Origin of the sequence: Pseudomonas sp. FP2338 (assembly GCF_030687515.1) — a bacterium.
Lineage (GTDB): Bacteria > Pseudomonadota > Gammaproteobacteria > Pseudomonadales > Pseudomonadaceae > Aquipseudomonas > Aquipseudomonas salomonii.
In genome coordinates, this window is the sequence record NZ_CP117436.1 from 4,137,354 (window position 1) to 4,158,678 (window position 21,325).

Annotated in this window: 13 protein-coding genes and 1 pseudogene; 5 read left to right on the forward strand and 9 right to left on the reverse strand. The window is 54.9% G+C overall.

Going from position 1 to position 21,325, the window contains the following annotated elements:
- Position 1 precedes the first annotated feature (1 nt).
- Positions 2-916 (reverse strand): Fe(3+) dicitrate ABC transporter substrate-binding protein, encoded by a 915-nt coding sequence (locus tag PSH96_RS18635; protein WP_370694372.1) that lies wholly within the window; start codon positions 914-916, stop codon positions 2-4.
- A 340-nt stretch (positions 917-1,256) separates the two neighbouring features.
- Positions 1,257-3,662, reverse strand: a complete 2,406-nt coding sequence (locus PSH96_RS18640) for a TonB-dependent receptor (RefSeq protein ID WP_305454268.1) — start codon at positions 3,660-3,662, stop codon at positions 1,257-1,259.
- A gap of 166 nt (positions 3,663-3,828) precedes the next feature.
- Here PSH96_RS18640 and PSH96_RS18645 point away from each other — a divergent pair, with 166 nt between their 5' ends.
- On the forward strand, positions 3,829-4,458 hold the full coding sequence (locus tag PSH96_RS18645) for a CatB-related O-acetyltransferase (RefSeq protein ID WP_305454269.1): 630 nt from the start codon (positions 3,829-3,831) through the stop codon (positions 4,456-4,458).
- 59 nt (positions 4,459-4,517) lie between these two features.
- Here the strand turns inward: PSH96_RS18645 and PSH96_RS18650 are convergent, their stop codons facing one another.
- Positions 4,518-5,159: a glycoside hydrolase family 25 protein gene (locus PSH96_RS18650; protein ID WP_305454270.1), complete on the reverse strand. Its 642-nt coding sequence runs from the start codon at positions 5,157-5,159 to the stop codon at positions 4,518-4,520.
- Between the two features lie 315 nt (positions 5,160-5,474).
- On the opposite strand from PSH96_RS18650, the gene PSH96_RS18655 reads away from it, so the two are divergent.
- The 3 genes from PSH96_RS18655 (at position 5,475) to PSH96_RS18665 (ending at position 8,004) form a co-directional block, all read left to right on the forward strand.
- The gene (locus tag PSH96_RS18655; RefSeq protein ID WP_305454272.1) at positions 5,475-5,762 is read left to right on the forward strand and encodes a type II toxin-antitoxin system Phd/YefM family antitoxin; all 288 of its coding nucleotides are present in this window, start codon (positions 5,475-5,477) and stop codon (positions 5,760-5,762) included.
- Positions 5,752-6,039, forward strand: a complete 288-nt coding sequence (locus tag PSH96_RS18660) for a type II toxin-antitoxin system RelE/ParE family toxin (protein ID WP_370694304.1) — start codon at positions 5,752-5,754, stop codon at positions 6,037-6,039. Before PSH96_RS18655 ends, PSH96_RS18660 begins: the two co-directional genes overlap by 11 nt.
- 534 nt (positions 6,040-6,573) lie before the next feature.
- Positions 6,574-8,004, forward strand: coding sequence for a site-specific integrase (locus PSH96_RS18665; RefSeq protein ID WP_305454273.1), 1,431 nt, complete (start codon positions 6,574-6,576; stop codon positions 8,002-8,004).
- A 637-nt stretch (positions 8,005-8,641) separates the two neighbouring features.
- Here the strand turns inward: PSH96_RS18665 and PSH96_RS18670 are convergent.
- On the reverse strand, positions 8,642-9,661 hold the full coding sequence (locus PSH96_RS18670) for an ATP-binding domain-containing protein (RefSeq protein WP_370694305.1): 1,020 nt from the start codon (positions 9,659-9,661) through the stop codon (positions 8,642-8,644).
- Between the two features lie 245 nt (positions 9,662-9,906).
- The gene (locus PSH96_RS18675; RefSeq protein WP_305454275.1) at positions 9,907-11,694 is read right to left on the reverse strand and encodes an ATP-dependent endonuclease; all 1,788 of its coding nucleotides are present in this window, start codon (positions 11,692-11,694) and stop codon (positions 9,907-9,909) included.
- A 492-nt stretch (positions 11,695-12,186) separates the two neighbouring features.
- On the opposite strand from PSH96_RS18675, the gene PSH96_RS18680 reads away from it, so the two are divergent.
- The gene (locus PSH96_RS18680) at positions 12,187-13,128 is read left to right on the forward strand and encodes a hypothetical protein (protein ID WP_305454276.1); all 942 of its coding nucleotides are present in this window, start codon (positions 12,187-12,189) and stop codon (positions 13,126-13,128) included.
- A gap of 323 nt (positions 13,129-13,451) precedes the next feature.
- Here PSH96_RS18680 and PSH96_RS18685 read toward each other — a convergent pair.
- The 4 genes and pseudogenes from PSH96_RS18685 to avs1a all read right to left on the reverse strand — a co-directional run.
- A pseudogene (locus PSH96_RS18685) lies at positions 13,452-13,606 on the reverse strand (hydrolase); the annotation flags it as partial.
- A 159-nt stretch (positions 13,607-13,765) separates the two neighbouring features.
- The gene (gene avs1c / locus PSH96_RS18690; RefSeq protein ID WP_305454277.1) at positions 13,766-14,038 is read right to left on the reverse strand and encodes an AVAST type 1 anti-phage system protein Avs1c; all 273 of its coding nucleotides are present in this window, start codon (positions 14,036-14,038) and stop codon (positions 13,766-13,768) included.
- Positions 14,039-14,044: 6 nt separating this feature from the next.
- Positions 14,045-19,849, reverse strand: coding sequence for an AVAST type 1 anti-phage system protease Avs1b (avs1b, locus tag PSH96_RS18695; RefSeq protein ID WP_305454278.1), 5,805 nt, complete (start codon positions 19,847-19,849; stop codon positions 14,045-14,047).
- A complete protein-coding gene (gene avs1a, locus PSH96_RS18700) occupies positions 19,846-21,027 on the reverse strand; it encodes an AVAST type 1 anti-phage system MBL fold metallo-hydrolase Avs1a (RefSeq protein WP_305454279.1) in 1,182 nt (393 codons plus the stop codon). Before avs1a ends, avs1b begins: the two co-directional genes overlap by 4 nt.
- Positions 21,028-21,325: the final 298 nt, after the last annotated feature.

Sequence of the window (21,325 nt, forward strand, 5' to 3'; positions counted from 1 at the left end):
GTTATTGGCTCAATGCGGCTTTGCCGCCCTTGAGAATCGCCAGGGTGTCTTCAGCGATTTGCTCCGATGCCAATACACCTCGGTTACGCGCCCAACTGTCGCCATCGACCTCGGCCACTTGATGATTGCGCACCGCACCGAGCACTTGCCACAACGGCTGCTTGCTCCAGGTGTCGACGATGCTTGGGCGGCGATAGTGACCGACCAGCAACCAGCCAGGGTCAAGCGCGAGCAATTGTTCCAGGCTGACAAATTCAGTCGGCGCAGCCTTTTCGCGTACCAAAGGCACTTTCAGGCCGATGGCTTGCAGCACGCTGCCGGCGTAAGAGTCGGGCCCGTGCACGGAAAAACTGTCTTCACGGGCAACCCCGAACAACACACTGGCACCTGCCGGAATCTGCTTGGCAATCGCCTGCAAGTGCTCACGGTTTTGGGTGATGCGCGTGTGCATCTGCGGGCTTTTGCCCAGGGCCGTACCGATCAGCTCGGCGGATTGAAGGCTGCCTTCGTAATCTTCCCCACGTGATGGCAACAACAAGGTCGGCGCGATGCTCGCCAAGTCGCTGTACAACGCCTGATGACGATTGAGGTCGGCAACGATCAAGTCCGGCTTGAGCCGGGCGATTTCTTCGATGCTCGGTTGCGAACGCAGGCCCACCGACTTCCATTGGCCGATGGCCTGGCGCACACGTGGCATGACGCGGTTGGCATCGCCATCGTCCGCAGCACCGACCGGCGTGACGTCGACGGCGGCGAGGCTGTCGAGAAAGGAAAACTCCAGCACCACCACGCGCTTGGGCGCATCCGGCAGGTGCACCGCGTGCTGGCCGTCATTAAGATCGATGGGCGCGGCGTTCAACACGCTGGAAGACAACGCCAGGAGGCAGGCGGCAAGAGTCGGGATGGAGCGCAGCATTCGCATGACAAGGACCTCGGCGTTAAAACACCCCGGCTGGACGGGCTGGGGAAAACGGCGGGTACTATTCCATATTGAGGCGATGCAATCAAAAAACATTCTTATTAACGTGGTGAGTCCGGGGTGTGGCCGGGGCTATTTGGGAGCAGGCCTAATTGAAGCTGATTTGTGTGGAGCTGGCTTGTGTGGGAGCTGGCTTGCCTGCGATAGCATCGACCGGGTCTTACTGACAGACCGAGGTGCCTGTATCGCAGGCAAGCCAGCTCCCACATTGGCCCTCCAACATAGGGCTTCCCACAGAGCACCTCCCCTATTCGCCCTCCCCACATAACCCCTGCGTTTAGAAGTCGACGGTGGCCGACAGCAAATAGGTGCGCGGCGTGGACAGGGTCAGGCCCGGTTCACTGTCATCCGAAGCACCAGCCGAACTCCAGTAGCGTTTATCGGCGACGTTCTCGACATTCGCCCGCAAGGTGATGTGCTTATCGTCGACCTTGAAGGCATAGCGCGCACCGACGTCAAGGCGAGTCCAGGCATCGATCTCCTTGACGTTGGATTGGTCCAGGTATTGGGAGCTTGAGTAGATACCCCGGCTGGTCAGGGTCAGGCCTTCCACCGTCGGCACATCCCATTCGGCGCCCAGGTTGACGTTGTACTTGGGCGTGGCCGGCGCGCGGTTGCCGTCGAAAGTACCGTTAGTGGTGTGGGTCAGTTCGCTGTCGATCACCATCACGCCACCCAGCAGGCGTACGCCCTTGAGCGGCTCGCCGAACACGCTCAGCTCCACGCCATCGTTCTGGCGTTTACCATTGGGGCCGAACACCCGTGTAGTGGCGTTGGTTTCGTAGGCCGGCTGCTTGATACGGAACACCGCTGCCGTCACGGCAAACGCGCCGGCGTCGTATTTGGCGCCTACTTCAACCTGGCGGCTGACAAACGGCGGGAAGATTTCATCTTCGTTGATCGAAGTCGACGGCGCGATTTTGCCTTGGCTCAGGCCTTCCATGTAGTTGGCGTACAGCGACAGTTTGTCGGTGGCTTTAAACAGGATGCCGCCGGAGGGCGAGACTTTTTCCTCATCGTAGGCCGTAGCGCCTTTGACGTTGTCGGTCCAGTCATCGACCTTGACCCGCTGCCAGCGCGCGCCGAGGGTCAGCAATAAACGCTCGTCGAAAAAGCCCAGGGTATCGGACAGCGCCACGCCACTGAAGCGGTTCTCGGTGTAGACCTTGGAATCCAGGCGTGTTGGCCGTGAAGGGGTTGGGGTTTCTACCGGGTTGTACAGGTTGCTCGGCGCCGCCGCGTAACGGGCGCCGCCGTTTTCAAAGTCCATGTAGAAGTAGCTGGCCGCCAGGTTGATCTCATGGCTGACCGGCCCGGTATGCAACCAACTGCGCACGCCGGCGGTGGCGGTGCGCACGTTTTCATCGCGGGTGAAATCCCGTGGCAATACGCTGAAATCCCCGGCGTTGTTGGTGACGGACACCGCGTGACGCAAGAAGTCGTGGTTGCTTTTACGTGCGCCGACGCCGCCATACAGCATGACGCTATCGCTGAGGTCGAACTCGCCGTTAACGGTGCCGAAGGTGTCATCGGTACGAGCTTTGCTCCAGGGCTGTGCGTAGTTATGCCGTACGTCGTTGGCGCTCGGCACCTTGGCATTGGCGCCGACTTGTACACGCTCTTGCGGCGCGTCGGTGTCGCGCTCGGTGTGGCCGACATCCGTGGAAAGGCGCAGGCGCTCGCCGCGAAAATCCAGGCCCAGCACGGCCATTTCACGGTCGACGCTCTGGTGATCCCATTCGGTATCGCCGGACTGCTTCACGCCGTTGAAACGGATGCCGAATTTGTTCTCCTCACCAAAGCGCCGCCCCACGTCCACCGCGCCACCGGCCTGGCTGCCGGACGCCCAGGTGCCGGTCAGCGAGGAAATGTCCTTGTCGGTGGCGCGCTTGGGCACCACGTTGATCCCGCCGCCCACACTGCCGCGCGGCGAGATGCCGTTGATTAACTGGCTCGGGCCTTTGAGGATGTCGACGCGCTCGGCCATTTCCATGTCGATGGTGTACGTCGGCAGTACGCCATAGAGGCCGTTGTAGGCCACATCACTGTTGAACAGGCTGAACCCGCGAATGGTGAACTGCTCGTAGCGCCCGCCCGCCGGGTTGGTGGCGCGCACCGACGGGTCGCTGGCGACCAGGTCGCCGAGGGTACGCGCCTGTTGGTTCTTGGCCGCCTCGGCGGTGTAGGTGGTCATGCTGAACGGGGTTTCCATAAAGTCCCGCGAGCCGAGCAGGCCTTGCGAGCCACGCCGCGCCACCTGCCCACCGGCGTAGGTATCGCCATCGGCCAACCCAGTAGTGCCGACGATGGACGTGGGTGCCAATTGCAGGCTGCCGTTTTCCGGCACCGGCATCAGCCTGTAGGCCTGCGCGCCCATCGGTTGCAATTGCAGGCCCGAGCCCGTCAGCAACTGGGCAAAGCCCTCCTCCACGCCGTATTCACCCGACAAACCAGCGCTGCTGCGACCGCTGACCAGCGCCGGGTCCACCGACAGGTTGACCCCGGCGAGCCCGGCGAAGCGCGTCAATGCAGCGCTCAGGCTACCGGCCGGCACCTGGTAACTGCGGCGGGCGGTGCTGTCTTCGGCATAGCTGAGCGGGACAAATAACGGGCTGGCACTGAGGCTCAGCATCAGGCTCAGGTTCAGCAACGGGCGCAAGCGCATGGGTCGGACTGCGGGCATGGGGAGAAGCTCTCGATTTTGTTCACTTGCCTGGAATGACAGGCGAGGCGCAAAAAAGGGACAGGGGGTGGCGATTTTTTCAGAAGATAAAGCCTTCGTCTTGCATAGAGGGCAACCATTGCTCACGATGTCGCCTGTTTTCAATCTCTGCATAAAGGCTTACCGCATGAAGCTATTGCGTAAATGGCGCGAAAAAAAAGCGCGCAAGGCAATACGCGCGCTCTCCCCGTTGGAGCGCTCTACGCAAAAACTGCGCAACCGCTATCCAAACTACAGCTTTGGGATAGGTACCTACGGCGACTTGAAGGTGCACGACTGGCATGAAGGCACGACCCTGCGTGTCGGCGCCTACACCTCGATTGCCGGCAATGTGGAAGTGTATTTGGGTGGTCACCACCGCACCGACTGGCTCAGTTGCTACCCCTTCCCCGCCAAGATGAAAAGCCTCGCGCACATTACCGACTTTGGTGGCAGCAAAGGCGACGTGATCATTGGCAATGATTGCTGGATCAGCTCTCACGCAAAGATTCTGTCGGGCGTGACGATAGGCAATGGCGCAGTCGTGGCTGCAGGCGCGATTGTGACCAAGGATGTGGCGCCTTACGCCATTGTGGGCGGCAACCCGGCCAAACATATCCGCTGGCGTTTTGATGAACCGACTCGGCTGATCCTCGAGCAATCCGCCTGGTGGGACTGGCCGGAGGCTGAGGTGCGTGAGGTGGCGCATTTGCTGTGCAGTACGGATATTGGGCCGTTTGTGGAGTACCTCAGCCAGCGACCGCGGTCGGCTGGCTGAAGCCTGAACGCTTACGCATCAAAAAGCCCAACCGTCTCAAGTTGGGCTTTTTCATGCCTTCAGCGCTTGACCCAATCCAGATCCACTGCACCCTGGATGCCATCGACTTGGCCTTTGCTGCTGTGCTGCCACCAGTGCCAGCTCTTGCCGTGGCTACTCCAGGTTTCGGGCACCGTCGGCTGCTTGGCATCCCAGTTGGCGATCCACAACGGGCACGGGCTGAAATCGTACTTTCGCCACGCCACGCGGTCAGCCCAGATGCTGGGTGACGTGTAAATGTGGGGATGGGCACCATCGAGTACTTGCGTGCTGAGCAGCGTTACCAGTTCGTGCAAGGCATCGGCCATCTGATCCGGGCTCGCCTCTTCGTTGCGCGAAGTTTCTACGTCAATGGCCAGGATGTGCTTCCCAACCTCGAAGTTGGCCTCGCAAAGCCGCTGCCGAATATTGGCCAGTTGTTCGCCAGGGGTACTGCTCAGTGCACGAAAGTAGTGGTAAACCCCCGCAGTCAAACCATTGGCCAGCATCCCGGCAAAATTAGCCGCAAAACGAGGGTCAGTGTAGGTGCCCCCTTCGGTCATCTTCACGATGGCATGGGTGACACCGGCTGACGCGACGCGACGCCAGTCGATCTCTCCTTGCCAGCGCGATACATCAATGCCACGTGCATGGGGGGTAGGGGTTTGCTGTTCACAACTCATGAGTTTCTCCAAGACGCTGGGTGCGTTATGCAACCCTTCATCTCGGATACTTTCATCCTTAGACGCGGAAAAACCGTATATGAATACTACCTGCGCCGGGATGTCTCGGGTGCACCAGTTCCCCGTCCTGTTTATCCAAGCGCCCAGCGCAGTGACCCACTGAGCGGGACGAGAAACATCTCCGTACTCAGCCGGCTCCACTTAGAAAATACAATCACTGAAAGTAACCGACCAAGAAGCTCGAGCAGATTTGCTATGCACTTGTAACCAGCGAACAAAAAGACCAGAATAAAGACCTATATAGGGGTCTTGTTTATGCAAAATATTCTGGCTGATGTGGCGGTGAGCGTTTCCGAACTCAAGAAGAATCCCTCCTCCGTCTTGAGCGGCGCCAACGGCCAGCCCGTAGCCGTACTGAACCACAACCGCGTCATGGGCTACATGGTTCCGGCAAATGTCTACGAAGCGATGGTAGAGCGCCTGGACGAACTGGAGCTGGTGCAACTGGTCAAGGCTCGGCTCGACGCCAACGAAACACCCGTTCGAGTATCCCTCGACGATCTGATTGGCGAGGCGCAGGCAGATATCGCCAATGGCCATTGAGTACGAAGTCGAGTGGGATCCGAAAGCGCTGAAGGAATTGCGTAAGCTCGACGGCACTATACGCCTCCAGTTTCTGAAAAAGCTCCAGGAGCGGCAGGAAGGCCCGCGAGTACCAGGTGATGCGCTTCAGGGCATGAAGGATTGCTACAAGATCAAATTGCGCGGAGCCGGGTACCGGCTGGTGTATCGCGTAGAGGATGAGAGGATTGTTATTCTGGTGCTGGCCGTAGGCAAGCGAGAGCGCAGTTCGGTGTATGAGCAAGCAGGGAAGCGGTAGGCAGAATCAAGAAGCCCGGCGCTGGGCCCGGCTATGCTTTGCGGATCTTGACCTTGAAAGCAACCCTCAGCACTCGGCAAAAGCCATCAAGGCGCCGCTCGGCAGTTTACGTCGTACGTTTACCACGAGTTTTTGCGCTTCTTCACCGGTCGTAGTGATCCTGACACTGCTGCCTCATTAGCAGTGGCAAACCCTTTGAGTATTTCTGTTTTGGAGTCGTAGGACTGTCGAGAGACCTCTTCAAGCTTAGATTCCTGAATCAGTTACCTAAAAGCAGCACGCATGAAAAAGCCCAACCTTTTCAGATTGGGCTAAGTCATTGAACAATATGGTCGGGACGGAGTGATTCGAACACTCGACCCCTAGCACCCCATCTCCTTTTTCATACTTCTTGAAAGCTTCCAAAATTTTACTCTGGATTTTTCTAAGCTAGTATTTACTTGAGCTCCGGCGGTGTTCTGCTCTACGAGAGTCCAGTAACGTCCATCAAGAGCCGACGCTTTTGTGGGGGTAAAAGTAGGGGGAGTCCGTTTTATGGCCAAAATCACCATCAAAGAACTCGAGTCGCTGACTCCCAACGATGCCGGCCGAATCCTCCGGGAGGATGGCAATCTGGCCGGTCGAATCTCAGCCCGCAAGGACGGTGTATCGGTCAGCTTTTTCTATCGTTATCGCTGGGGCGACCAGAACAAAGAGTACGCCTGCGGAACCTGGCCGCGCAAATCCCTGACGGACATCCGCAAGGCGCGTAACCAGGCCAGGGCGCTCATTGATGAGCAGATCAATCCCAACGAGCAAAAGAAAACCGCCAAAGCACAGGCATACGCCGCGGCTAACGTAGAGGCCGAACAACTAAAAACGACGAAGGTACAAACGCTGACTGTCCAGGATCTGGTCAAGGCCTGGCTGTTGGATGGCGTCGCGCGTAAAGACGGCAATGCCGAGTTGCAACGACGCTTTAGCAAGGACCTTTTGCCAGCACTCGGCAAGACCGCAGTGAGCAGCGTCTCCGAACACGATGTTCGGGCGCTGATCCGCACCGTGGTCAGCCGTGGTGCTCACCGGCAAGCCATCAGTTCCTTCGCCGACCTCACTCAGATGTTCAGCTGGGCCAGAAAGCGTCAACCTTGGCGAGCCTTATTGGTCGAGGGCGATCCGACGGAGCTGGTCGACATCTCCCCATTGATCCCTGCCGACTACGAAGCCGAAAGAAGCCGCATCCTTTCCCCAACTGAGCTGTTGGAACTGCACAACCGCTTCCAACAAATGACCGCCGATTACAACGCCCTCCCCGCGGGCCAAAAGTACGACGGCATTCGACCGCTAAAGAAGGAAACGCAGCTCGCGCTCTGGATTAGCCTGGGCACGCTGTGCCGGATTGGTGAATTGCTCCAGGCGGAATGGAAAAATATCGATCTGGACCAGCAGACCTGGTTTCTCCCCAGCGAAAACGTCAAAGGCACTCGGGGCAAGAAACAGGACCACCACGTCTTCCTCTCCCCCTTCGCCCTGCATTTCTTTCAGGAGCTCAAGACACTGACGGGAGACTCCCAGTGGTGCTTTCCGAACAAGCAGGACGACGGGCATGTGGACGTAAAGGTGGTGAGTAAACAGGTCGGCGATCGCCAGGCCCGGTTCAAAAACCGCAAGGCCCTCTCAAGAAGGCGTCACGACGACACGCTGGTCCTTGCCGACGGCCAAAACGGCGACTGGACGCCGCATGACCTGCGCCGTACGGGCGCGACCATGATGCAGGCCCTGGGGGTTAGCCTGGACATCATCGACCGTTGCCAAAACCATGTGCTGGCTGGTTCTCGGGTGAGACGCCACTACCTGCATCACGACTATGCCGAAGAGAAGAAGTGTGCCTGGAACCTGTTGGGCGATCGGCTCAGTGCCGTGCTGTCTTCAACCTATGAGCACACGTCGAACGAATCGATGATGTTCTTCCAAACTACGCCATGACTGAATCACTGCCGTCTTCATAGGCCTGATTCATCGTTGCGTAGGCATTGGTTAATGCTATATCGGGTCGATTCCAAACCGTCGTGATCGACTGAAATCAACCAAGAGCGGCCAGTAGTGTCTGTCTACGAAAGCAGGAGGCGATTCTCACACAGCCGCTTCCAGCGCGAAGTCGTGAAGGCTTGCGTTGACTGGTACAAGAGGCCTCCGAAACCCATTTCATCATCAATCACGGTAGGGTGATGAAAGGGAAGATTAGAACGGTGAAGCTCAAGGATGGGACTGTGGTTGGGGTCTGGTAGCTGCCTCGGCTCGATGATCTACCAATAGCGAGGCTGTATGCGTCCGGCGAAGTGTTCTACCCACCCCAGCCATACGAGCCGGGAGCCTCATCAGTCCCAGTTCATATATGAGAAGCCCAACCAGAAGCTCATCCATCAGGGTATCGATGCAGCCTAAGCCGCCACAGCGATAGCACTGAGACATCCCGCTGGAGCGGTCCCGGTGCTTCACTTTATTTCGGTAAACGGAGATGTTTGCCAACCATGCGCCGGTCTCCGGGCATCGCTCTATAATTCCCTATACCTTATTCGTAAGCGTCCGCCAACATACCTATTTTTCGCCAGACTAGAAGGGCTTAAGGGCGGTAGGTAAATGGTGGCGCCACCATAGCTCTCGTGCTTTGCACCAAGACTAGGCACTGGCCTTTGGCACGAGTAATCGCATTGTAAAGCAGTCGACGTTTCTGGATCTCGTCCCCTCCAATCGCAGCCGGCCACAGCGCTAGAACCAAATCGAACTCCCGATTTTTTGCGGCGTGCACCGTCATCATTCGGATCCCGGCACCATCATTCCCGGCAAGCCGTCGTTGACTCGAAAATGATTGGAGAATTGTTTCTTCCATTTCTTGACGTGAAAACGTGTTCCGCCCTTTGGTTCTGCGCTGTCTATCCAGCCAACGAATAAAATCCTCGTTGATACTCCGTGGTTGCCCACTCATCAGTGCTCTGGCTTCCGCTGCGCTCGCATGATCAGGCAACGCCAATGTGTCAATGAACTCCCGAGAGCGAACCGCCTCTGACTGTTCCAGGATAACGCGATGCGGGCCATTCCCTCTATTGGTCGTACGAGTCTCTATCCATGCGCGAACCTGATGGGCGAATGTGCCCATCGTAGGAGTAATGATCGCGATTCTATTACCCGCCCTGTTCCAGCTAATCGCATTGGATATCCACGTACCCGCCAATCCAGCATTGGCAGTTGCAACCACCTTGAAGCGCCCGGCGCTTTGAGGTGCTTGACCAGATCTCACCGCTCCTGCGGCAGCAAGTAGATCTTGGTCATTCGTCCTTCGGGGTACATTCAGAGCGATCTCGTTCCCGGCAGCAGCTAGCCATTCACACGCTAAATTCGGGCGAAGCTCCTCCAAAAGACATTGAAATTCATCGGACGCAACGAGTAAGTCCACATGGGCTGCGAGTGACTGGACGATAGCGAGTCGACTTGGAGTCAGGTCTTGCGCTTCATCAACGACGACGATGGGAAATGATCCGGCTACCCAACGAACCACCTCATCACGAGCCATCAACTCTGAGGCTAATGCGCAGATCTGCTCGTAGGCTCCTACTTGAGGAAACTCCATGCCCAGATGGGTCAAAAGAGCTCTCCACCGACTCACTATCCGCCATGCGAAGCTGTCGAGGGTGCTACATTCGTAGCGACGATTTAACCCAACGACTCCGGCTAGGCGATCATCCAGCCTACGCCGTGAACCGTGCATAAATGTGAGGGCGAGCACCTTTTGGCCATCAAGCAACGGTTGGTCTGCCAACTGCGTCGTGAGTGAGGCCATTAGTTGAAAGGTCTTGCCGCAGCCTGCGGGCCCTGAAAAGGATCTGACCGTCATTCGTAGAAAACCCAGGCACCATCCTCGCTTTGGGCAAAATGGCGGTTCGGAAGAGCTGCACAGGTCTGGGCCAAAGCACTAAACAGATCGGCAGCCCTGCCACGACATTGCGCAGAATTTACGATCGCATCTGCTACTGCTTCATAGCAAATCACATCCATTTTCTTCTGCTTCAGGTGTGCCACGATATCCGCGACCGAAGTGGGCGGCACCGCTGGTACGTCATTTAAGGCATACAGCATTTGCTCTTCATCGGCCTGAAGAATCCACCCGATGACATCCTCAATCATTTCGCCATCTTTCCACCGGATTATCACCGGTGGAGGGGTTTGGGTTGCTTGTAATCCCCTAGTGTAACGATGACCATCTGCATCGCCATCCACAAGACAACACACGCGTTGGTGCGCATTGGATAAAAGCTCGTAAATTTCAAGAACCTTCGCATCTTCCGTAGGCACTACCCCTACCTGAAGACCGAACATTGCTTCCATACTAGTAGACCAGCCCTCGCTCAGCATCAAAGGGCGAAGGACGGTTTTCAATAATTGAAAATCAGCTCGCCCCTCTGGAACTAGCACACATGGGTGCATGAGCGCTGACAGCACATCCACCCGGCTTTGCTGAAAAAATCTGCGCTGCCAGTTTTGTGCTTCAGGCGGAAGTTTTTCAGGAAGGAATGGCAACGCTGATAGCTGTCCGTCTACATTACGCAGTATTAAGACAGAAGTCGGATCGGACACTGCCGCAATAAGCGGTGAGTGAGTGGTAACGAACGTCTGAGTGGATAGCGCTTGAACACGTTGAACTAATTGCTGTTGGCCTGCAGGTGGGAGGTGTAGTTCAGGTTCCTCGAGTGCCATAAGGAAACCCTCACCGGCCTCCGCACGGCCTCTACCAAGCTCTAATAGCAAAAGCAGGCCTTGGAGTGATATCAGCCCACTTCCCTGTCGTGCAGCTGGTACGCCCAAACCTTCGCCTACCGCGAAATGCGCTGCAACTGAGTCCAGCAGTGAGCGACTGTCTGTGCTGGTTACCCTTAACTGAACAGAAGGTGCGTTGGGTATGCATTTTGAGAGCTCAGTATTTACGTTACTGATTAGCGCAGCAATTTGCTGATCCTGCTCAATCGGTGCTCCCGGTCGTCGCAATCGATCCCGCTCGGCAAGTATTGCGGACGAAGGTTGAGCAGCTGCAGCCTGCAAGGTTCGGCGGAATAATTCGCTCCCCCATGAGAAAACCTTGTCCCAAGTTCGACTAGCCCGCACAAGGTAAAAACCCATCTCCTTGATTAGCTTCGGCGGTACGCCTACAGGCGTGTCGTCTGCAAATGGATCTATTGGATTGTCATGATCATGGAAGTACCTGACCATTTCGACCGTTAAGGAGTCTTGATCGAAATAGGCCTGCGCGCCGATCTGGCAACACAGCATGTTTGCCTGTGCAGTCTGAACTGCAGTAACGATGCCAGTGGCCTCATCAATCCATTTTGGGATTCCACGGCCATCTCGAAACCAGTCCAAGTGATCACTCGGATCCTGAGACTCGAACCCTGTAACAGTCGCTACAAGCTTGATCCTGTCCTCAGGTTGAGGGTCCGAACGGTAAAAATCGTGTTCGGTCAGCTCACGCACCATACGCTCACGACCGAACAGCAGGGTAAGCGCTTCGATTACAGTGGTTTTCCCAGTGTTATTGGCGCCAATCAACACCGAGTGCTGCTTGAAAAAAATATGTCCGTAGCGAATGCCCCGAAAATTTCGAATCTCCAGACTCGCAACTCTCATTCCAACTCCTTTGGTTTGCGCTATCGAAGCTGTGCATCCTGTTCAGGAACATCGCCCCCGATCTGGCCGAAGAACGACTATAGCTGAATCTGGAACAAGCATCGCATCAAGCACAAGTAGCACTCTGTAGCGCTCTAGGACTTCGCATCTTTGTAGTTCCACCAGACGAAGGGGCCTCTGCGTAGAGCCCATTCCCACAGAGGGCTGTGTCGTACTTGAGTACCCCTGTAGAAGCGGCCAGTGGCCGCGAAGACGCCAGGCAAATCATCGCCAAGCCGAAGCCTTTCCGCTGCCTGAACCACCACCTTAGAACCCACTGGTTAATCCCACAGTTCAACTGCGCCATGTCAGGTGCACCACATCCGGCGTCATTCAATGGCACAATGCCATCTAGGAATCGCTCTACCCTAAGTGTAAAGAAAGGCCCCGCCCGCAAATAACCCAGCTCCCCCAAGATGCTCGGTTGCTTAGCCATTCAAAAAGGAAGAAGTAATGTCAGTCTCCTGCGACCAGCAAACTAACCCAAATCCCACCCAGAAACGCCTCGACAAGTGGAACCATCCCTGGGTACGAATAGTCTTGGGGCTGGTTATCGGAATAATCGTTACCGTCCTCCCGAAACTGCTGATCGAGTACTCCCTAGGGCAGGGAATCCCCTGGCAGTACTATATAATCCCCGGCCTTTTGCTCACGGTGATATTTATTGCCCGGGTCTACAACGTCAAGGAGCTGGCCTTGACTCATGATTGGCAAATACTGTCTATGGTCGCCAACAGCAAGGCCTTGGTGCTCATATCTGTGGCATTGACTATCGTGCCTCTAGCACTGTCTGTTTCTCAGGCCGCTAACAAACAAGATCTGCTCCCCTTCGAACTCTACTTGTATTGGGTGAGCGGCCTATCGTTTTTTGCCTTCATCCTGGTGTACAAGGCAACGGCACCAACAGTCTTCAAGTACGCTTCGTATCGCGACCTGATCGACCGTGAAGGCAGCGTACGCGTATTGCGAGATTCACTTGCCGAGTTACAACGATTGGCGGCTACGCGCAAAGCACCGTTTTCTCCCGAGCGCGAAGTGCTGGTTCCTGCTTCAGACTTTGACGCCATCCGCACGCTGGATACCCAATATACGCAGCACCAGGAGAACATCTACTTCCTGATGCGCGAGTACACCAAGTACCTGAAGCCCTACTACAGGGCCGGTCTGAGCATTCTGCTAATAGCACCCGTATTTTTCGTTCTGACGATCACGCTTTCCAAAATGTATGCAGTGGGCATGCAGGCTGGCCAGACCGCGCATTGCTATGACGGCTGGATAAAAGCGACATACTGGAGCATGTTGAAGGCGAACCCGGGCATCATCACACCGGAGAAGCTTGAGTTCACCCAACAATGTCTACGGGACCTGGCTGCAGACGCGAAAGCTTCAAACTGATGGCTGGCAAAACACCGACCGCCCCCCACCGTGTAACCGCAAGGAGTCGGAAGCCTGTTAGGAGAGTTTGCCGGAAGCATACCAACGTCTGCCCCGGTCACTTTACGTGATCCAGGCAGGTATGCACCGCAAGCGACAGGCCTAAAATCGGCACGGAGGACTGGACAGCGCCTGCTTAGCTTTGATACGCGATGTGCTTGGCCACCTTGCCGGACGCCTGTTCATCTGCTGCCAAACCCGACATCGAGAACCGCGCCTTCATAACGATTTTGCAACACAAAGCCTGCACCACAGCAGGCTTTTTGCGTTACGGGGGCTGATGATTTGGCAGTCAGAGCCGCGTAGCTGTTTATTAGGTTGCGGTAGTTAGGATTGCGTTGGGACAGCAGGTTGCCCAGCCTTCAATGTCGTTGCACCAGTCGTAGTGCAACTCACAGGCAACCGAGAACCAGTTCATCATCTGGACACCGACTTGGGTCAAGGATGCTGTGAGAGCGCCTGTGACCGCAAAAACGCAAGCCAAGCCACCGCCCCCCCCAAAAAAACCTTTTCACTACCAGAATCACCGCCCTCGCGATCACTTGAAAACTACAGATTGTCCTTAAAGCTCACAGCTGCCACTCCGTTAGATGTATCGCTAATCAACATCGCCGCCTTTGATCAGATCGGAAAAATCTACTGATTGCATTTGGTATGCCGTGTTCAATTGCACCCTTGCCATCTCGTCAATACTGAGTAAATCGACTCGACCATTAGGTAGGTGTCTGATGTTCGCCAAGCTGTCTTGACCCCGGACCCCATCGGCAGCATGTACCAGCCCTAAGCGCATCTGCTCCAAAGTGAGGTTCACCCGGATCTCAAACTCTTCTCGGGTGTTCGGCGTTTGCATTGTGGACATTTTAGGGATCATAAGTTCTTAGTACCTGTCTAGAATCGCCAAAGTTTCCCCATCTACACGTAATGCCCAATTAACGCTCCAGCCCGCTGGAAGAATAAACGCTTCGCGGCGTACCGCTAGCATTGAAGCTTCGTATCGACGGCTCTGAGGTCGAGAGCTAACCGTACCTCCGTCCCTCCAGTGGAATCTGCCGGTAGCTGACTGGCCCACACCAATCAGCTGTAGGAACTGAGGCGTTGCAACCGCTGGAGTGAAAGAGCCGAAATGCGCAACGACTGGTTGAACGCGATCACAGATCGCAAGCCGCTCGTCTCGCCCGGAATGAGGTAGTTCTGTGGAGGTGAAAGATGTTGTCAAAGGCGATCGCATCGCCTGAGGCATGGGCGGTATAAGGAAAGATATTAGCTCGACGCGCCTTACCTCCTTCCCCAGCTCAATCCAGCACTGAAAGTCGAGGTAGATAAAGTTATTGTCAGAAGGTTTATAAGCCTGCACTCGCCCCTTCAAAATCGCTTGCGTTAAACTCGCAATAATCTCCCGCCCATTTCCTGGCTCGAGGAGAGACGAAGGGTTATAGGTTCTAAGCGCAGCCTCGATCTGGGATAACTTCTCCACAGATGATGAGTAGGCAAACAACGCGATTTGCAGGGCGTAGCGAAGCTTCATCGCCCAACGCCCTAGAGGGAAAGCATCCGCTTCGCGAAAGCCTTGAGCCAGTTTTTCTTCAAGCTCCGCGGCGATAGTGATACTCAATGGAGTACATATCTGTGCGAGCTCAGACTCAAACCTTTGAATTGCTGCGTCGTCTAAGACGCCAATACTTCCGAGGTGCTCCCAAGTCGGGTTCAGGGTCAATGGCCAGTAGGCCGGCCTAGCTATTTTTTTGTCAGGCGCATTAGGCGATGAAATTTTGGTGAATTTTTCGCGCAGGAAAGTCGCGAAGGTAGCTGCGGATTCATCCTCTCGTTTTCCTGCACGCTCTGCGATTCGCATGAGCACCACATATCTGCCGACATGCTGGCAGCTCTCCACCAATTTATTGGCGTTAAGGTATGGACAGATCCGCTGCCATAAAGCGACAGGCTTTTCTTCGGAGAGTATATCTAGTGCCGCTAACGTAATATCGGCGCGGTTATCGGGGGTCATTGAAAACGCAAGCTGAACTAAGTCCTCAATGTAGCTATCCCCCGAGCGCAGGAGCCAAAGCACCATAGCGGCGGCACCGTCACGGCGCTCCCATTGGGGATGGTCGAGCGTCGAAAGTATAAGTTCGAGTACAGCTCCCGACGCATTACCTTGGTTTCCTGCGCCAATGTAAGAAAACGCGTCTGAAGGCACATCGCCGATGATTTGAGCGATGTGTTCGATCGCAGTCGACACAACCGCAGATTGCTGTTCCGAACTGAGCTTTTCTGCCGTCAACTCGATAAGGCGTGATGCAATCCGCCAGCGTTCTGCGTAGCGTTCTTGAAGGGCCATTGGGCCGTAGAGTTTTACCAAATCGTCAGCGTTTGCGACTTTATCCCTAAGCAGCACCTCAGCCTCTCGACTGGAGTGCCCAGCCGTCCAAATCGGCCATCCCCCGGCCTGCAACACTTTCAACGACTCAATGCATGCATTAATAGCTGCCGAGTCATTGCGCAGCTTGAGCTGCTTTCGGGCTTCTTCAACCGCACGTTCAGACTCCCTAATCGCGGATTGCTTCCCAAATGTTCCTGGCAGGTACAACGCATCCATCCGATCAAGATCTTCACTGGATTCCTGCGAATCAGTGCCGCGTTCCTTATCTTCATCCGGCTTCGCTTTGTACTGTCCACCGAGCCCGGATGCCAGTTGCTCAAGGGTGCGCCTAGAAAGACTTTTTTCGATGTTTCTGAGCAAGTCAGTAAACGGAGCCCCGTGTAGATCGGGAAGGGTGTGCACTAACCCACGTAGCAAGAGGCACGCCCTTTCAAAATTCATAGAATGAGCTATCACGCGTGTCCTGGACGTGACCCATGCAAGGTCGGTCGGGTTATCGACTAACTCAAGGATAATTCTTGCGTATTCTCGCCCCCAATCCCCAAGGTGACGTTCGTCTCCGTGCTGGTAGATTTCCAGAAGTGCCCAACGCAGTCGCCATTCAGCGTGAGCGTGCAAATGCTCCAACAGTTGAAGCACTGATGCCTGCTCCTCCAACAACCCGCCTGGGAAGCGCATTCCTACCAGCGGAGATATTCGGTCAAGATCCCCCTCGGATGCCTGGCCGTACAGTTGCTTCAACGATCCACACGATTGGTGCTTGAAATACCTCACCGCATCCTCATACATCCCACGGCGGCACAACTGACCAATGTAGTTTCCCTTGTCTGCGCGGACATAGCGTTGGAAGGTCATCTCACCACTAGCGCGTTCCAAGTAGGTAGCAATTTTTTGAAGCGCGGCAGCGGATACGTTGGCGTCCTTTGGTAGCGCTTCGAGAACTCCGGACATGAGCGAAAGTTGATCTTCCTTGTACCAGCTCGGTCCCATCGAAACCGCGAGTACACGGTGGTAGATTCTCATTGCCTCCTCAGTAGCGCCCATGTTTGCGAACAGAGGGATCATTTGGAGAAGATCCGGGATCAACTCGTGCCTGTTTTCGACGTTGCCTTGAACGTATTCCTTCCAACGGAACAAAAGACCCAACACCTTATCCGCCAAGTCCTCTTCAATTTCCCCATTCGTGAAATTGTTGATAAGCGTTTGCAGAGTCTGTCGGAAACCCTCGTTGTAGACGCCTAGCTGGACGTCGAATGCTTCGTCAATATGATCGAGCATCACACTTGTAGCGTCTGGGAGACAGTCCAAACAAAGCCTGCTCAACTGGTCGTACAGGAACGGCACAATCGTTTCGGGGATGGAGTAGCTGTCTGCCCATTGAATGCGTGACGATAATGAGAACGTAAGGCATGGCAAGACCTTACTCACTAAAAAGCAGCGCACTTGATCCAACTCCGCTAGATCGTTAGCTGCTCTGGCTCTGCGCGCTGCCCCATCACACCAAGCAATTGCTTGTCCAATCGATTGAAGTGCATCCTCCCAAGTCGCAGTGCTGGGAAGGAATGGATCCGGTCGGGTGCAGTCATTATTTAAGAAGAAAGCAGCGCGGAATTGTTGGAATGATTCTCCGAACACGGACTGATCAGGCATTGCCCTATTGTTCGTGTACAACGACATGCGTTCTGGAGCTAAGTCGAACCCACTTGCATGGGCGTTTACCTGCGACTGGCTGGCCCCGGCCATGATGAGCAGATCGATAGTATCAAGGCTCATGTCTACAGGCTGCAACGGAGCAGCGGTCAGACTTTCAATATCCGATAAGAGTAAGCGGACTTTGTTGTTGTCTAGTCGTATTCCGTAGTGATGAGCATAGGAATTGGCATGCATCAACGTGCTGCGTAAGGCCAGCATTTTTTGACGAGGATCTGCATCAGCAGGCAAGGGGATTGAAGAAATAGAGGTGTAGAGACTTTCGAGACAAAGTGCGGAACCCAACATATTCCCTAAGAGATCCTGAACAATTTCTTGCTGCACATCTACGGGGAAACTATTCCGAGGGTCGCGAATAATTTCTATGACACTCATAAGGAACGGCGAAAAACTGACCGCCCCCCCAGCAAATTTTATGAGCGCCAGGGTATGCATTCGAAGGGAAGTGACATATAGAAAATCGTTCTTGGACTGCTCTCGGCTCGCCTGAAACGCTAGAGCGCCATAAATTTTCTCAAGAACCGTCAACGCTGCGTCTAGCTGATTCGCTTGGACCAGCTTGACGACTATGGTGAAGGCGTCTTCTGGGCTGACGATTAGATGCCCGTATCGGAGGATATGCCGAAGCGCTTGCTGGGTATTACCAAGCGATACCAAAGCTTGAGCGACAAGTCCGGCTGACTGCGCAAATAGTGTGTTGTAGCGGAAGCTAAGTCTCTGCGATAAAAGCAACAAACGTATAATATCTGTCGCAGTTCCGATGCGCGTAGCTGTATTGAGGACATCGTCAACATCTCCCAACAGTATGTCAGGTTCGGCTCCTAAGAGAACGGACTGGTCGACCCATTCCTGCTGACACTCTTCCAATGTCCTCGATTGCCTTCCAAGGTCTGCTAGCAAACCGTGGTAGATCCGGTTCAGCGCTCCATAGTCACCGCTTGATTCAAGCAAGCAAAATTCCGCTAGTCGACTTTGAATCCGCTCTCCGAGGGTCGATGTTTTCTCGACGACAAACTCAGAAAACGAAGAGTGATAAATTTCCGTTTTCTCAGGGGTGCTTAACAGGTGTCGGATTCGCGCCAGAGTAGGAACGAAGGCCTCAGATTCGGACGGTGTCAACATTGCCGTGAGGTCTGATATCGAAATCCCCCAGCGGAGTCGGGCGATAATCCCGAGCAAGTTTACTGCTGCATCGTCGGGCAACAATTGCGACCAGATTGTCTCGTAGTAATCCTGAATGGAGCCGCTGAATAACGGTATGGCTGTAAGGTCTTCTGCACTCGCACCAGCGTTGACCATGTCGATGAGATATCGAAGGTAAAGCGGATGGCCCTTTGCTCGATCACAGAGAAAAGTGACTATTTGCGGGTTAGCCCGATGTTGTTCGAGCGAGGCGTAGCAGAACTCCCGTTGAGCATCTTGATTCAAGACGGGAAGCGCGAGTCGATCGGCACCGTTGGAGATCCTGCCAAGTTTGTCTCCGAGTGCATCCAGCCCTGCCCCGGTGATTACGACTACAAGCCCCCCTGGAAGTGACTGCGGAAGCAGCTCTAGAAAGCGCTGTAGACCATCCCCGCTAACACCCGCCGCCTCGTTAATACCGTCAATGAACAGTACGCCCACTTTTCCAGCACTTTCACAACGACTTGCAAATGCCTGAAAAATGTCGCTGGTGCTTTGTATAAGCTGAGCGTAAGAGCGCTCGGTCAGCCGCGCGGGCTTACCGGTAGCTTGCAATGACCACAAGGATTCCAGCCAGCCGACAAATACTTCGGGCTGGGCCTGGTGTGCAGGGGTCGATCCACGACTCCCATCAGAGAACGCATACACACCAAGTACGACGACACTATCCGTGTCTGGGGTGAAATTCCTACAATATGTGGACTTGCCGATACCATGGGCCCCCTCCAGCAGCACGTAGCCCCTGCCTTGGCTGGTAACGCGAGTTTCCAACAACTCATTGAAGGCAGGTCGCAAGGCGATATACGGTTCCTCGGACTGGGGCACATCGTCCGGAACCAAGTCATTGGCACGCAGGAAAGCTTCAAGCTCTGCGAAGCTAACCGCTCCAAGCGATCTGTGGACATTTACTCGCAGCATCCCCTGGCAACGTGGCCCCACCATCATGGCTGAGCCAGATAACCCGGAATAATCGGAAAGTGCATTGTCGGCATTGACTGATAGGTCAAGATCAACGCCAAGTACCTTTTCCGCCAACGTCTGCTGAACAACACCCTGTAACACACTCCCAAGTTCGAGCTTAGCCACCGGATATCCAAATGCATACCAACTCACCCCGAGCTGTGGCTGGCCCAGTTCTATGGGAATCGGAAGGAAAGCTGACGGTGACTCTAACTTCAGAAGGCAGACATCGTGATCTTCATCGAAGGAGACAATTGACACCCGCTGCTCAGTGACTGAATCCCCTACGCCGAAGCGAACCGTGATGACTTTATCATCCTCAGTTTCGCCTTCCACATCGACACAGTGATACGCGGTCAGCACCCGGTCTGGCGAAATCAGCCACCCCGTTCCGGCTTCGCCAGCAGCGAGAACCTGGCAGGTGGCGAGTTTCACTTCTTCTTCGGTCATTTGTTCTTTTCCTTGATGCTGATCCAGTCAAGCGCAGCGGTGTGGACGCTGAACCTCGCACCTGATCTCGATATGTGTGTTTGAAGACGTTCGGAGGCTGGAGACTTGTGACTGAAGTACAGCCGGCGTTCAAAATCCGCTGGCCGGTCGACGATTTCTGCCAGCACTTCAAAGTCTGGATGACCATGATGCGTACCGTCTGATGAGATTAGGTAAGTGGGCGCATCAATGAGCGAAAGAAGCTTAACGCTGGTGCTACGAAGGCTTCCATGATGAGAGACCTTAATGACGTCGAACTGTAGAGAGCTCCCTTGTTCTGCCATGTGCTCCAGCTCTGTAGTTACGTCCTCAGCCCAAGCATCGCCCAGGAAAAGCGCACGGATTCCATCTACGCAAAGTATGAGTGCAATGGAGCTTCCGTTGGTGAGCGACGTATCGGCTACATAAACATCACTCAAGCGGTGAGCATGATTGGTCCCAATGGGGACGGCAGCAGGTGCTATGGACGGAGGGGCAGAGGCACACCATATTTCGTAGGCATCGTCAGTGAGATCTTCGACAGCGGGATTACCCTTGTAGCCGAGGCGACGTAACTCTTTAATCCACCATGCGCGCAATGCTTCTAGGCGGGGAACAGTCGGACCAATCACCCGTATGTGAATGTCGTTTGGCAGGTTTCGGCATGGTAGGTCAGTGGTGATGCAATCCGATCCGTCACCAGCGTTCCAAAGATAGCCGTATTCCCGGAGTAGCCTCGCCAAAGAACTTCCTTGTTTTGCGCTGATAGGGTTGGCGCCCTGACTGCTATCTTTCGGGAACCCTTGCCGCTGGATAGAACTCAGCAGTGACCGGTTTCGTGTGCTGTCAGGGCTGGCGGCGAGCAATGAAAGCGAGCGAAGACTGTTATGCCAGATCTCTTTGATCTCGATGATGTTTCTGGATCCCGGCATACCATTCGATGACACGAATTCGATGATCCCACCAATGTGGTCTGCATCTATATGAGTGGCCACAACCAAGTCAAGCTGCCTTCCCATTTGGGAAAGTAACGCTAGGTCTTGAGCAATGTACGTCTTGAAAGTACTTGCGTAGCCAGCGTCAATGAGTATGTGCGTGTCATTGGCATTAATTAGAAAAGCGTCGCCATTCTTGGCGGGATACATCTTTATTTTTAGCATGCCTGTAAAGCCCGGGGTAACGTGGACCACTGCGGGGTATCGATAACCATCCCAGGCAAAAAGCTGTGAGGCTAGCAAAACGCCATAACGTGATGATTAGATCATCATTGCGAATGCGCAGGCTAGGAGATGCGATGCCCGCTACCCGGACTATCACTACAACTCATATACGCTGCGCGGGACGATTCACGCAAAGGATAAGTGTTCGAAGTGATAAAACTGTCGACGGTTTTGAAGGGGCTCCATTGGCTGCTCTGCGCTCCACAGCCAACAAGAAGCAATAACAAGGTTCCGGTCA

Coding starts and splice junctions, on each gene's coding strand:
- PSH96_RS18635 (WP_370694372.1), bottom strand. CDS start 916: ATGCTGCGCTCCATCCCGACTCTTGCCGCCTGCCTCCTGGCGTTGTCT.
- PSH96_RS18640 (WP_305454268.1), bottom strand. CDS start 3,662: ATGCCCGCAGTCCGACCCATGCGCTTGCGCCCGTTGCTGAACCTGAGC.
- PSH96_RS18645 (WP_305454269.1), top strand. CDS start 3,829: ATGAAGCTATTGCGTAAATGGCGCGAAAAAAAAGCGCGCAAGGCAATA.
- PSH96_RS18650 (WP_305454270.1), bottom strand. CDS start 5,159: ATGAGTTGTGAACAGCAAACCCCTACCCCCCATGCACGTGGCATTGAT.
- PSH96_RS18655 (WP_305454272.1), top strand. CDS start 5,475: ATGCAAAATATTCTGGCTGATGTGGCGGTGAGCGTTTCCGAACTCAAG.
- PSH96_RS18660 (WP_370694304.1), top strand. CDS start 5,752: ATGGCCATTGAGTACGAAGTCGAGTGGGATCCGAAAGCGCTGAAGGAA.
- PSH96_RS18665 (WP_305454273.1), top strand. CDS start 6,574: ATGGCCAAAATCACCATCAAAGAACTCGAGTCGCTGACTCCCAACGAT.
- PSH96_RS18675 (WP_305454275.1), bottom strand. CDS start 11,694: ATGAGAGTTGCGAGTCTGGAGATTCGAAATTTTCGGGGCATTCGCTAC.
- PSH96_RS18680 (WP_305454276.1), top strand. CDS start 12,187: ATGTCAGTCTCCTGCGACCAGCAAACTAACCCAAATCCCACCCAGAAA.
- avs1c (WP_305454277.1), bottom strand. CDS start 14,038: ATGATCCCTAAAATGTCCACAATGCAAACGCCGAACACCCGAGAAGAG.
- avs1b (WP_305454278.1), bottom strand. CDS start 19,849: ATGACCGAAGAAGAAGTGAAACTCGCCACCTGCCAGGTTCTCGCTGCT.
- avs1a (WP_305454279.1), bottom strand. CDS start 21,027: ATGCTAAAAATAAAGATGTATCCCGCCAAGAATGGCGACGCTTTTCTA.